This window comes from Vibrio wakamikoensis (genome assembly GCF_050337275.1).
GTDB lineage: Bacteria > Pseudomonadota > Gammaproteobacteria > Enterobacterales > Vibrionaceae > Vibrio > Vibrio chaetopteri.
Window position 1 is genome coordinate 63,862 of the sequence record NZ_JAKJST010000013.1, and the last position, 12,899, is coordinate 76,760.

Genomic DNA, 12,899 nt, shown 5'->3' on the forward strand with positions numbered 1-12,899 from the left:
CATTTAATAGCAGGTATACTACATTGCAATAGTTGCGATTGCAACTGTTGTTTATGCATCTTTGGTTCGAAGATAGGCATTGAATCAGGTGCAGAGGCGTAAAAAAACGCACCAGGCGGTGCGTTATTATTGTAGGGCTAAGCCTAATGAGTTTTCGTTCGCCCAATAGCCGTCAACCAACCGTCGTAAAGGGTCTCACGTTTTTCGCGTTCTAATTCAGGACTAAAGGTTCGCTCGATCTCCTTTTTATCAGCGAGTTCTTCTTGGTTGTTCCAATAGCCAACGGCGAGTCCAGCAAGCATGGCAGCTCCCAGAGCTGTTGACTCACGAACCATTGGACGAACCACTTTGCTACCCATGATGTCGGATTGAAATTGCATCAAAAAATCATTGGCGACAGCGCCGCCATCGACTCGTATTTGATTGAGTTTGATGCCTGAGTCTTCTTCCATTGCCAGTAACACATCTTTACTTTGATAAGCTATAGCTTCCAGTGCTGCGCGAATAATGTGATTGCGATTAGTCCCTCGGGTTAAGCCAACTAAGCTGCCTCTCGCATGAGGATCCCAATAAGGCGCACCCAGCCCGACAAATGCTGGCACTAAATAAACACCGTTTGAGCTGTCCACTTGCTGGGCAAAATACGCCGTGTCTTTGGCATCACGAATCAACCCTAACTCGTCTCGCAGCCATTGAATTGTTGCACCACCCATAAATACGCTGCCTTCAAGGGCATACGTGACTTCATCGCCGATTTGATAGCCTACTGTAGTGAGTAGACCATGTTGAGATTTAACTGGCTTGCTCCCAGTGTTCATCAGCAAAAAGCAACCCGTGCCATAGGTGTTCTTCACCATGCCTTTTTTGACACATTGCTGGCCAAACAGCGCAGCTTGTTGGTCCCCGGCGATACCACTAATGGCAATAGCATGGCTGCCACCGCCTATTTGTGTATGGCCGTAGATTTCGCTCGATGACTTTACACTTGGCAACATGGTTCGCGGAATATCAAAGAGGTCGAGTAATTCTTCATCCCAGTCTAGGGTATGAATGTTGAATAGCATGGTTCTTGAAGCGTTACTCACGTCAGTCACATGCGCTTTACCGTGGGTAAGTTTCCAAACTAACCAGGTATCGACCGTACCGAAGAGCAGTTCATCGTTATCGGCCTTTTCGCGCGCACCTTCTACGTTGTCCAGTATCCACGCCACTTTTGATGCGGAGAAATACGCATCCACGACTAAGCCCGTTTTGTCTTGAATCATTTGCTCGTGGCCATTGGCTTTGAGTTTGTCACAGTAATCAGCAGTGCGGCGACATTGCCAAACGATAGCGTTGTAGATGGGTTGTCCGGAGTTTTTATCCCAGACGATAGTGGTTTCTCTTTGATTGGTAATGCCAATTGCGGCGACTTGATCACTGCCAATATCTGCTTGGGCAAGGGCTTCGGTCAGCGATGAGCGTTGTGTTGCCCAAATTTCCATGGGGTCATGCTCAACCCAACCTAGTTGCGGGTAGATTTGAGTGAATTCGCGTTGAGAAGTTGTGATGACATTGGCGTCATGATCAAAGACGATCGCTCGTGAGCTGGTGGTGCCTTGGTCGAGAGCGATGATGACGTTTTTGTTATTCATAGAGTATCCGTCTATCTATCGATGAGTGTTAATGAAAGAATCTGTTCGTTTTCGACCATGAGTCGAAAGCGATACAGAGAACAATATTGGATGATAATAGTGGTGTTGATAATAATATTCAAAGCAGGACGAAGAATGTGTGAGCAAAGTGATAGAAATGAACAAATTTAACATTTTGCTATCAAAATGCTCGCATTGTTCGTTTTCGAACATTATATTGTTCGTATGTGCTCATTGAATGGCGAAGCTAACGGAGGCAATCGGGGATGGGTGAATCGAACAACAATTACGACGTAATAGTTATAGGCGGCGGTATTAATGGTGTGGCTGTGGCTGCAGATGCAGCGGGGCGCGGATTGGATGTCGCTCTGGTTGAGATGAACGATCTTGCTTCGGCTACGTCATCAGCCAGCAGTAAACTCATTCATGGTGGGCTTAGATACCTTGAACATTACGAGTTTCGTTTGGTGTCAGAAGCATTAGCTGAAAGAGAAGTGCTGTTGAAAAACGCTCCCCACTTAGTTGCCCCATTGCGCTTCCAGTTACCTCATCGCCCTCATCTGCGTCCAGCGTGGATGATACGCGCTGGGCTTTTCCTTTACGATCACTTAGGAAAACGAGTGTCTTTACTTGGCAGCAATAGCGTTAAATTTTCTGGCGATGAAAGTCCACTTCTACCAGAGATGAAAATTGGTTTTGAGTACTCTGACTGTGCGGTTGATGATGCGCGTTTGGTTGTCGCTAACGCCATGCTGGCAACGGAGAAAGGAGCCGAGATATTGACGCAAACCAAATGCACAGGAGCCCGCAGATTGGCAGACGGCTGGCTTGTTGAAACCAGTAATGATCTAACTGGAGAAACTCAGTTGTTACGAGCTAAAGCCTTAGTTAACGCAGCTGGCCCGTGGGTTGACCGCTTTTTTGATGACCAACTGGCTTTACCATCTCCAAGAAGCATCCGATTGGTCAAAGGGAGTCACATTGTTGTTCCCCGCATGTACCAAGGCGATCACGCCTACATTTTGCAAAACGAGGACAAGCGTATTGTTTTCGTCATCCCTTATATGGATAAATACTCTGTGGTTGGTACGACGGATGTGGATTATCAAGGCGACCCGAGCAAGGTGGTGATTGATGACAGCGAAACGGACTATTTGTGTGAAATAGTGAACCAACACTTCAAAACAAAAATCAACAAACAAGACATAGTGTCGGATTGGTCTGGTGTAAGACCACTGTGCGAAGATGAATCAGATGATCCGCAAGCGGTAACTCGTGATTACACGATTGAGCTCGATGATGAGCTTGATGACGCTCCATTGCTATCGATTTTTGGCGGCAAGCTCACAACGTATCGTAAACTTGGACAGGCGGCGGTGGATAAGCTAGCGCCATTCTTCCCGCATATGGGCTCGCCTTGGACAAAAGAGGCGATACTGCCGGGCGGAAACTTCTCTACCAGAGAAGCCTTAGCGAAAAAAACCGCGAAACGCTATCCGTGGCTTGATGTTGATCTTATCAATCGCTGGGTACGGGCTTACGGTACAAGCTTGGAGAAAATTGTTGCTGGGGCTTCGGAAAATGAAGCGCTTGGTGAACATTTTGGTCATGGACTCTATCAAGCGGAAGTTGATTACCTGATGCAAAATGAATGGGCAACCTGCTGTGATGATGTATTGTGGCGAAGAACTAAGCTAGGACTAGAGTTCTCGGAACTGCAAACTGAGAAGCTTGCAGCGTACATCGCAACATGTATCTCTGCGCGAAGACTTACAATACTGAAATGTGCGGGAGAGTAGACGGTGAGCGCGCCAAGGCGCGCTTTTTTTTGGTTAGCGTTTTCGCAAGCGAATCATAGAACTGAGTCGATAAAAAATGAGCGAGCCAAGTAGTAGTGAACAGCCAAGTATTTTGTTAAACGGCATAGGCTCGTGATATATCATCACGCTCAAAATCAGCGTCCAAATGGGCTCTAATAGCATCAGCAGCGCTGCGTTGGTTGGGTTGGCCAGCTTCTGACCTGTGGTCTGCATTAAGTAACGCAGGCTTGTCGCTAGGACGACACTAAGCCCAAACCATTTCCAAGTCGTTGTCGAAATTTCACTTGGCCAAGTCTCGGTAAAGTAGGACAGGATCAGACCAAGCACGCCGGTAGAAAATAACTGTAACGTAGCAAGTAGGATCGGTGAGAGCCGAACTGAATACTTGCTGTTGAAGTTAAAATGCACCGCAAGTCCGATGGCGGAAATCAAAAACCACAGTTGGCTCGCATCAAATGTCCAACTTCCTTTCCACGATAATAAGAATAAACCAACCATGGCGATAGGTAGTGATAGCCAAAACGCACGGATAGGTTTAGTTTTGAACAGCATCCAAGCCACGATCGGCACGATGAGCATAGAAAGGCTCATGATAAACGCGCCTTCACCTAGCGTGTCACTAATAGAAATCGCATAGATCCAGCTAAAAATGGCGCAGCCTAAAAATCCACCGACGCTGAGGGCTCGTAAGCAGTCGGCGAGAGGAGCCGCTTTAAGCGCTTTTAGACAAAATGGCAGAAGTAATAGCGACGCAAAGACAAAGCGCAACCCAATAAAGCCGAAAGGTGGCAATCCGACAATGGCTTCTTTAGAGAATACCCATCCGGCACCAGCAAGCAGTGTAGTGAAAACTAAAATTAATTAAGCGAGATAGTTCAAAATCGTATGGTCTTTATGTTTTTTGTGTATTCTGCGCCAAAAAACGTGTCTTAGCTACATCAATATTGACGACAAGGACTGTTTGTTGTCGAATGCTGTACGAATAATGAATTGCGACTATATTCATAAGTGAAGATAAATAAAAATTAGACTAAATGTACCGCACACATCTTGGCGAGAGGTGTTTATGACTTTTGCAACGTACAGCAATGACTCGCTGACCGTAATCGAGGTCGAGTCCGCTAGGTTTGACGCCAAACTGGTCACCCAGTTTCGTGATTTTATTGATGATATGCCAGAGACAGGCGATAAACCCATATTACTCGACTTGACCCATGTGAGTTTTATGGACAGTAGTGCCCTTGGGGTACTGATGGCATTTAAGAAGCACCACCAACAATCGGACATTTCTGTCGTTACAGAGAGTGCGCCGGTATTGCAGCTTTTCAAAGTTACTAAAGTCGATCAAATCGTTAAGGTATACAGTGATTTAGAGCAAGCTATTTTGGCTGGTTAACTTTTTACGCTTAAAAACAACGCATTTCGCTCATGCAACTTTCTGTTTTTGTTGACGACTCTCGCTGAGTCATACACACTTAGTGTCAACAATTCGTGACACTTTCTACAGGAACACAAAGTGCGTTTAGAAGTCCTTTGCGAAGACAGACTCGGGTTAACTCGAGAGCTGCTCGATATCTTGGCATCCAATAGTATCGACTTACGTGGTATCGAAATCGATATCACGGGCATCATTTATCTCAATTGCCCCGATATAGACTTTGAAACTTTTCGCGACCTGATGGCGGAAATCCGCCGTATTTCAGGGGTGAAAGACGTACGAAAAATCCAGTTTATGCCTAGTGAGCGACACAACACCGAGTTGGTGTCTTTGCTGACTAATTTACCATATCCGGTACTTTCCATTGATCTTAAGGGCGCCATCGATATGGCAAACCATGCGGCGCTCAAACTACTCGCAAAGAGTGAAGATGAGGCCATGGGTCAGCTTATCTCCCATGTATTGCCAAGCTTTAACTTTGCCAAATGGATCGAAGGCGATATCACTAGACAAAAACAAGCGATTGTCATCGACGGCTTGGATTATACCATGGAGATCTTGCCGGTTTATATTACTGGTGAGTCGAATGAAACGGTGCTCGCCAGTGCTGTAATGAGTATTCATCCCACCACTCACGCCATGACAACTGAGTCGTTGGCGGACAGTAACACGTTAGGCTTTGAGCACTTTGTTGGTCTCTCAAATCGTCACAAAGCACTAATGAGCCAAGCGAAAAAGCTTGCCATGCTTGACCAGCCACTTCTGATTGAAGGTGAGACTGGTACAGGCAAAGAGATGTTAGCGAAGGCGTGTCATAACCGCTCTCATCGCGCTTCTCAGCCATTTTTGGTACTTAGTTGTGCCTCTATGCCGGATGATGTGGCGGAAACAGAGCTGTTTGGCCATGCGCCAGGCTCGTTTAATCACCAACACGGCCATAAAGGTATTTTTGAGCAGGCTAATGGCGGCACTGTGTTACTTGATGAAATTGGTGAGATGAGTCCGCACCTACAAATCAAGCTATTGCGCTTCTTGCAAGACGGCACTTTCCGCCGTGTCGGTGAAGAACACGAAGTGCATGTCGATGTCAAAATCATTGCTTCAACTCGTCACAACTTAGCGGATTTGGCAGAGCAGGGCGCATTTAGGGAAGACCTTTATTATCGACTCAATGTACTGACGTTGACGATACCGCCGCTTAGAGAGCGAGCGAGCGACATCGCCCCACTGCTTGAGCTGTTCGTTGCCAAGCACAGCGCTAAACTGGGCATCACCAAACCAGAAGCTGACGATGAACTTCTGGATGCGCTCAGCAATTACCCTTGGCCTGGCAACATGAGACAGCTTGATAATATGGTGTTGCGCGCACTCACCCAAGCGAGTGGTGCAAGACTGAAGTTAGAAGATTTCAACTTACCGAAACTGGAAGCGGTGAGTGCAGGAAATGTGAATCTGAACATTGATGGCTCGTTGGATGACATTATGAAAGACTACGAGTCAAAGGTACTCGAAAAGCTTTATCAGTCGTTTCCATCCAGCCGTAAGCTTGCCAAGCGATTGAATGTTTCTCACACCTCAATTGCTAACAAGCTGCGCGATTACAACATCAGGAAGAATTAATGGAAGACAGAAGCTCAGCGGTGCAATTGCATCGCTGTGAGGGCAATGTGCTGGTTCGAAGTTCAGCGCCCTCAGACGCTTACACCGTGGCTCAGTATTTTCGTGACAATCGTGAATTTTTAGAGCCATGGGAGCCAAAGCGTGAACCCGGTTTCTTCCAAGTGGATACTTGGGCGAATAAACTGCTCAAACTGGAAGAGTTGCACCGATTAGGTTTGGCTTATTACTGTCTGGTATTTGATGCAGACACCAAAGAAATGAAGGGGACGGTTTCGTTTAGCAATTTAGTTCGCTTTCCCTTCCATTCATGCAATTTAGGCTACTCTCTGGCTCAAGATGCGCAAGGGCAAGGGTACATGCGCCGCGCCTTGTCTATGGCCATCCCTTACATGTTTGAGTTTCAAAATATGCATCGCATAGCTGCCAGCTATATGCCTCACAATAAGCGAAGTGAAGCCGTGTTGCAGCATATGGGATTTGAGCGAGAAGGGTTTGCTAAAGATTATTTGCTGATCAATGGCCAGTGGGAAGATCACATACTGACGGCGCTTCATAATCCAAATTGGAAGGAATCATGAGCGATAGACTAGAGCAGCAACTGAACTTATTGATGGAGTTAGACAGGTTGAAGTCTGTCTTGCGCCGTACCCGTATTCGCAGTGCAGAAAGCCGTTTTGAAAATAGTGCGGAGCACAGTTGGCATGTCGCCATGATGGCGTTGCTGTTTCAAGAGCATGCCAATGAGCCAGTGGATATAACAAAAGTCATTAAGATGCTGCTTTTGCACGATATTGTCGAAATTGATGCTGGAGATACCTTTGTCTACGATGTCCAGGCATCTCAATTGCAAGAGCAAAAAGAGCTTGAAGCGGCCGAGCGTTTGTTTGGCATGCTACCTGAAGATCAAGGTGAAGAGCTGTTTACTATTTGGCGTGAGTTTGAACAAGCTGAATCTTCGGAAGCCAAGTTCGCTAAAGCGCTAGATAGACTAATACCGATGTTGCTTAACTATCACAATCAGGGACAAAGTTGGATTGAGAACAAAGTAACGGAGACTCAAGCGATTCAGGTGAATCAAAAGATAGAAAAAGGTTCACAAGTGCTTTGGGATAAAGCAAAATCGCTCATTGAAGAAGCCGTTGAAAATGGCTGGTTAAAGAATTAGGAAACTGAATGTCGTACACAACTTTGGATGAATACCAAAGAAAATGGATTTTTACTCATCAATCAATGCCAGTACCAGAAGTTGATTGGCCGCAAATCAAACCGATGACGCAAGCACGAGCTGCGCAGTTTTGGAAAGAAAACATCAGCGCGCAAAGTCCGGATGCAGAGCGTCTCAGTAGCCAAGACTGGCCGATGAAAGACAATAACTGGTGGGATGAAGTTGATTGGATGCAGGCGTGGGAAGCGGATGAAAACGATCTGCCAGAAGCAGTAGCGCAGTTTATCGACTGGCAAGATGACGTTACCGTTTACTTCTGCTACGAAAAGTACAACGTAATTGAAACGAAATGGTCGACCTTTAAACGTTATTGGAAAAACTTTCTATTTTACGATGACGGTCCAATCCTGCTAGGCCGACGCCGCTCTGAAGCTCTGTGGTTCTCAACCAACGGCACCGTGAAACTCGGCAAGCGCAAGTAAGATGTTCTCAATAAAAGCAGCAGCCATCGGCTGCTGTTTTTGCAAACAAAGTTTATTCACAAGGTGGAGCAAGGTGAATCAGTGCTAAACCACCTTGAGAGGTTTCACGATACTTCTTATTCATATCTTTACCCGTCTGGTACATGGTATCAATGACTTTATCCAGAGAGATTAAGCACTTGCTTGTGCGCTTAAGCGCCATACGTGAAGCGTTAATGGCTTTCACCGCACCCATGGCGTTTCGTTCAATACATGGAACTTGAACCAAACCACCGATAGGGTCACAAGTCATACCGAGCGAGTGCTCCATTGCGATTTCTGCCGCGATACACATTTGCTCGTTGCTGCCACCGCGAAGTGCTGTTAGGCCTGCCGCTGCCATTGAAGAGGACACACCAACTTCACCCTGACAGCCCACTTCAGCACCAGAGATAGAGGCATTGGTTTTGTACAAGATGCCAATAGCACCAGACACAGCAAGGAAGTCTTTAAGCTGTTTGGTGTCGAGCTCTTTGATGAATCTGTGGTAGTACATCAGAACCGCTGGGATGACGCCGGCAGCGCCGTTAGTCGGAGAGGTAACTACCTGACCACCTGCCGCGTTCTCTTCGCTGACAGCAAAAGCGAACAAGTTAATCCAATCCATGATTTCCATTGGATCGTTTTCTATTGCGGCGTTCGCTTCGAGCTTCTTAAGAAGATTAGGTGCGCGGCGTGTGACGTTTAGACCACCGTCTAAAATACCTTCTGTTTCAAAGCCACGTTCCATACAGCGTGTCATTACACGCCAAATTTGTTCCGTTTTTGCGTTTATATATTCGATGTCTTTAAACGCGAGTTCGTTACGAAGCACCATACCGCCAAGACTCATGCCGCTCTTCTCGGCAAGCGCTAACATTTCATCTGCGTTGGTGAATGGATACTCAACGCTGACTTCTTGCTCGTCTTTGCCATGTTGTAGCTCATATTCCGTTGCGATGAAACCGCCACCGATTGAGTAATAAGTTTCGAAACCAACACGATTACCTTCGCTATCAAACGCGGAGATCGTCATGCCGTTTTCATGGAGAGGGAGGTTTTCTTCATGAAACAGCATGTCGGTTTTGTAGTTGAATCCGATGTTGTGCGTACCAGCGAGAGGCAGTGTGCCATCATTAATGGCTTTCTTCATGGCTTGGTTAGCACTTGAAATCTTGATAGTGTCCGGTTTGTTGCCAAGTAGGCCAAGGATAGTGGCTCGATCAGTATGGTGACCAATGCCCGTTAAAGAGAGCGAACCATAGAGGTCGATTTGAACTCTTCGAACGCGATCGAGTTGATCTGCAATTAATGTTGTGAACTGATAACCAGCGATCATTGGACCATTCGTGTGTGAGCTTGAAGGGCCGACGCCAACTTTGTAGATGTCGAAAATGGACAACATATTCTATTACCTTTTTACAGCAGTACTGAACCGAGCCAGTCAGGGATATAGAGACAAATAACCACCGTGAACGCCGCGAAGGCAAATAGCCCGTAATGACTGGCTTTCGGCTTAGCGATCAAGTGCTTCTGTTTATGAATAAAGTCTAGCTGCTCGGGCGTTATTTCGCCCCATTTATAGCTAGTGGCCAATCCTACGACCAAAAATACCAATGTCCCTATTGGTGCAAACCACGGCCACGCGATGTCCATTCCTTTAGCGGCAAACACAGCGACCATGCTAACAATGCTTCCGAGAATAATGCCTTTTTCGTTGGCTTTACTAGATGCTATTCCTAACACAAAAGAGCCTAAACGAATACCTACAAAAATTGAGGTCAGACTAGCGATTGTTTTCAATACTGATTCATTTGATACGGCCAAAATTGCCGGAATCACGACAGAAGCTGCTGCGACCAAACTCATTTTGCGCGCGGTTCCCTCGTAATGAGCATCAGTTGCATCGGTATTAATAAAGCGTTTGTAGATATCAAATGTCGCGACCGTCGCCATCGAGTTGTACGTTGAGTCTAGCGTTGACATTGCTGCGGCGGCTAGAGCAGAAATGATCAATCCAACCACAATGGGGTTAGTGTGGTTAAATACAAAATCCAAGATGACTTCATTCTGATTATCGAATGCTTGTCCATCATAGAAGAGGTTGAGCAGCACACCTAGAATCGCAAATAATAGATAGATGAAAAATGCGCCATAACCGCAAAGCAGCATGGATTTTTGTGCAGTGTTGACGCATTTGGTTGCTAACGTACGCTGAATGATCAACTGGTTGGTGCCATAAACACTTAAGTGTAAAAACGCTACGGCGACCAGTCCTGCCCAAAGGGTGGTATCGACACTTGGATCCAGACTCAAGTTGATTACATTCAGCATTTCAGGTGTTGATTTGACGCTACTATCTATATCAAAGATCAGGATCACGAAGATTGCGATAGTGCCTATCACCAAGATCAGTGATTGAAGCATATCAGTCCAAATTACTGTGGAGATACCACCGGCATAGGTATAAATCGCGGTAAATATGCTAATACACAGAATGGCTTGGATAATAGTAATTGGCATCACTTGAACCAAAATCAGCGATACAGCATACAAAATCACCCCAGCAGAAATACATTGAACCATCAAAAACACGATAGAATTGATGGTTCTAGCGTAAATACCGAAGCGCATCTCCAAATATTCATAGATTGATGTGAGCTTGAGCTTGTAGAAGACAGGCACGAAGAACACCACGGCAAAAAATATCACTAAAGGGTAGTTAAGGTGGATGGCCATTGCTTCCATCCCTGTGCCATATACCCATCCGGGCATACCAATAAACGTCATCGCGCTTATATAAGTCGCGAGTATGGATACGCCTGCAGTAAACCAACCGAATTGACGTCCCCCTGTTGAAAAATCTCCACCGGTCTTCAGTCGTTTATTTACTAAGTAGCTGATAAATAAAGTAGTTGTAATATAAAGAGCGATTACAATGAAACTTGAGTACGTAACCATTATTGCGTATTCCAAAACATCTATTACTTCGAATTCACGGAGATTCTATCGTGATTGTAGGTGAGTGATACGGTTTTGGGTCAATAAATGTGAGATTTATCTACTAAATCGATTAAATTAGCAGCGTTCCTTCGGATTTTGATGGTTTGTGTGATCATCATCACCAAAAAATACACTTTGGGTGCGTATTCATTGGTTTTTGATATGGATCACGGATCTTTTAGCGGCAAAAAAAGTAATATTCGTCTCGCAGGAGGGGGACAGTTAAGAGAGTCTATTCCAAACTGTAATCGCCCATCAAAATAAGATACCTAATTAAAATAGGGGTTTAACGGCTATGACCGCTAAAAAACACATGAGTGAAGTACCAATGTTCCAAAGGGTAGCAGCCTATCTTGCTATCTTAGTGGGTTACTTCTTTTACTGTTATAACTTTGTAATTATTGACTACGTACGCCCCTACATCGTTGAAGCGTACGACGGCATTAGCCTATCAGATACCGCTCAGTTCTATACTTGGCAGTCGGTAGGTGCATTAATCGGCGCACTAAGCTGTGCTTGGTTCGCCACTCGATTTGGTAAAAAGAATACCTTGATTGCCATTACAGCTCTAAATGGCGGAGCGACCATCATCAATATGATGTTCACTGACTACGCGACTTGGGCTGCGATGCGTTTCATCATCGGTCTATCACTTGGTGGCTATTTCACAGTGGCGGTATCACTGATGATTGGGCTATTTACACCGACAGTGCGTGGTAAGTTGACGGCATTTGCTTCATCAATGTTCTCTGTTGCATTGATGGTAATGGGTGCGTATGCAGCATTCATCTCAAGTATCGATGCTCCATGGGAAAGCCTAATGTGGGTGGGTGGTATTCCTCCTTTAGTGGCGGCAGTTGTGATGCTATTTGTATTGCCAAGCGATAAAAAAGTGATCGCTTACGGTGAAGAAGAACAAGCTGAAGCAGAAAAGGGCAATGTTCCTGCGAAGAAAGGTTCTTGGGGCGAGATGTTAAACAAACAAAACCGTACCATTACTATCACTTGTTTGCTGCTTGCTGGTCTTAACTTCTACGGTTTCCAATTCTTCGGTGGTTTTGTAACGACTTATCTACGCGAAGTTCGCATGTTTGATGGTGCCACTATCGGTCTTATTTTCTCTATCTCAGCATTTGGCTCTCTATTTGGAGCTTGGTTCTGGGGTTGGGCAGCAGACAAATTCGGTCGCAAAGTGAACGCATTTGGTTTCATTCTAGCCGGTATCATGGTGTCGATTTTCTTCATCGCACCTGGTGACATGGTGATTGGTGGCCTAAACATGTTGGCTATCCTTGGCCTAATCTACAACTTTGGCCTGTCTTCCTCGGCCGTATGGGGTGGTTACTTCTCGGAGCTATTCCCTGCACACCTTCGCAGCTACGGTGCAGCACTGTTCCACGGTGGTCGTATCCTGGGTATGTGGGCGCCAATGGTACTTATCTTTATCCAAGAACGTACCGACCTACAAACTGCAATGTGGGGCTCACCAATCGTATGGATCATCGCAGGTCTACTATGGCTAACTCTGCCAGAGACTCTAAAAGGCGGCGTGTTCCACAAAGAGAAAAAAGTACAACAAGCGAGCGCTTAAAAAGTACTGGCTGGAAAGAACAAGGTCGGCGGGTAGAGGCTCTCCAATACCGCAATTACTTGCTGACCACCTAACATATATTACGAGTCCTGTTCCGAAACTGACTCATCATTAATAAGAGAGATGAT

Annotated in this window: 11 protein-coding genes; 7 read left to right on the plus strand and 4 right to left on the minus strand. The window is 45.7% G+C overall.

Features of this window, described 5'->3' with window-relative positions:
* Positions 1-143: 143 nt before the first annotated feature.
* Positions 144-1,634 (minus strand): glycerol kinase GlpK, encoded by a 1,491-nt coding sequence (glpK, locus tag L4C42_RS03395; RefSeq protein ID WP_429759337.1) that lies wholly within the window; start codon positions 1,632-1,634, stop codon positions 144-146.
* 266 nt (positions 1,635-1,900) lie between these two features.
* Between glpK and glpD the strand changes: the two genes are divergently transcribed.
* Positions 1,901-3,433, plus strand: coding sequence for a glycerol-3-phosphate dehydrogenase (gene glpD, locus L4C42_RS03400; protein ID WP_429759339.1), 1,533 nt, complete (start codon positions 1,901-1,903; stop codon positions 3,431-3,433).
* Between the two features lie 33 nt (positions 3,434-3,466).
* Here glpD and L4C42_RS03405 read toward each other — a convergent pair whose 3' ends face one another.
* The gene (locus tag L4C42_RS03405; protein WP_429759570.1) at positions 3,467-4,312 is read right to left on the minus strand and encodes a DMT family transporter; all 846 of its coding nucleotides are present in this window, start codon (positions 4,310-4,312) and stop codon (positions 3,467-3,469) included.
* Positions 4,313-4,520: 208 nt separating this feature from the next.
* Here L4C42_RS03405 and L4C42_RS03410 point away from each other — a divergent pair, with 208 nt between their 5' ends.
* From L4C42_RS03410 to L4C42_RS03430, 5 genes are all read left to right on the plus strand, one after another.
* A complete protein-coding gene (locus L4C42_RS03410; RefSeq protein WP_112461056.1) occupies positions 4,521-4,850 on the plus strand; it encodes an STAS domain-containing protein in 330 nt (109 codons plus the stop codon).
* Between the two features lie 120 nt (positions 4,851-4,970).
* On the plus strand, positions 4,971-6,512 hold the full coding sequence (gene tyrR / locus L4C42_RS03415; RefSeq protein WP_353496452.1) for a transcriptional regulator TyrR: 1,542 nt from the start codon (positions 4,971-4,973) through the stop codon (positions 6,510-6,512).
* Positions 6,512-7,090: a ribosomal protein S5-alanine N-acetyltransferase gene (rimJ, locus tag L4C42_RS03420; RefSeq protein ID WP_353496451.1), complete on the plus strand. Its 579-nt coding sequence runs from the start codon at positions 6,512-6,514 to the stop codon at positions 7,088-7,090. The genes tyrR and rimJ overlap by 1 nt, the downstream gene beginning before the upstream one ends.
* The gene (locus tag L4C42_RS03425; RefSeq protein ID WP_353496450.1) at positions 7,087-7,677 is read left to right on the plus strand and encodes an HD domain-containing protein; all 591 of its coding nucleotides are present in this window, start codon (positions 7,087-7,089) and stop codon (positions 7,675-7,677) included. Before rimJ ends, L4C42_RS03425 begins: the two co-directional genes overlap by 4 nt.
* Before the next feature lie 8 nt (positions 7,678-7,685).
* Complete coding sequence (locus L4C42_RS03430) at positions 7,686-8,159, plus strand: DUF2947 domain-containing protein (RefSeq protein ID WP_353496449.1); 474 nt, start codon at positions 7,686-7,688, stop codon at positions 8,157-8,159.
* A 52-nt stretch (positions 8,160-8,211) separates the two neighbouring features.
* Here L4C42_RS03430 and L4C42_RS03435 read toward each other — a convergent pair whose 3' ends face one another.
* Both L4C42_RS03435 and L4C42_RS03440 read right to left on the minus strand, forming a co-directional pair.
* Positions 8,212-9,582 carry an L-serine ammonia-lyase gene (locus L4C42_RS03435; protein WP_353496448.1) on the minus strand — a complete coding sequence of 457 codons (1,371 nt, stop codon included), beginning with the start codon at positions 9,580-9,582 and terminating at the stop codon, positions 8,212-8,214.
* A 14-nt stretch (positions 9,583-9,596) separates the two neighbouring features.
* A complete protein-coding gene (locus L4C42_RS03440; protein ID WP_353496447.1) occupies positions 9,597-11,138 on the minus strand; it encodes a sodium:solute symporter family transporter in 1,542 nt (513 codons plus the stop codon).
* A gap of 337 nt (positions 11,139-11,475) precedes the next feature.
* Here L4C42_RS03440 and L4C42_RS03445 point away from each other — a divergent pair, with 337 nt between their 5' ends.
* Positions 11,476-12,771, plus strand: a complete 1,296-nt coding sequence (locus tag L4C42_RS03445; RefSeq protein ID WP_353496446.1) for an MFS transporter — start codon at positions 11,476-11,478, stop codon at positions 12,769-12,771.
* The last annotated feature ends 128 nt before the right edge of the window (positions 12,772-12,899 follow it).

What these genes read in the sequence shown, in the direction of transcription:
- glpK (WP_429759337.1), bottom strand. Translation starts at nt 1,634, where the DNA reads ATGAATAACAAAAACGTCATCATCGCTCTCGACCAAGGCACCACCAGC.
- glpD (WP_429759339.1), top strand. Translation starts at nt 1,901, where the DNA reads ATGGGTGAATCGAACAACAATTACGACGTAATAGTTATAGGCGGCGGT.
- L4C42_RS03410 (WP_112461056.1), top strand. Translation starts at nt 4,521, where the DNA reads ATGACTTTTGCAACGTACAGCAATGACTCGCTGACCGTAATCGAGGTC.
- rimJ (WP_353496451.1), top strand. Translation starts at nt 6,512, where the DNA reads ATGGAAGACAGAAGCTCAGCGGTGCAATTGCATCGCTGTGAGGGCAAT.
- L4C42_RS03425 (WP_353496450.1), top strand. Translation starts at nt 7,087, where the DNA reads ATGAGCGATAGACTAGAGCAGCAACTGAACTTATTGATGGAGTTAGAC.
- L4C42_RS03430 (WP_353496449.1), top strand. Translation starts at nt 7,686, where the DNA reads ATGTCGTACACAACTTTGGATGAATACCAAAGAAAATGGATTTTTACT.
- L4C42_RS03435 (WP_353496448.1), bottom strand. Translation starts at nt 9,582, where the DNA reads ATGTTGTCCATTTTCGACATCTACAAAGTTGGCGTCGGCCCTTCAAGC.
- L4C42_RS03440 (WP_353496447.1), bottom strand. Translation starts at nt 11,138, where the DNA reads ATGGTTACGTACTCAAGTTTCATTGTAATCGCTCTTTATATTACAACT.
- L4C42_RS03445 (WP_353496446.1), top strand. Translation starts at nt 11,476, where the DNA reads ATGACCGCTAAAAAACACATGAGTGAAGTACCAATGTTCCAAAGGGTA.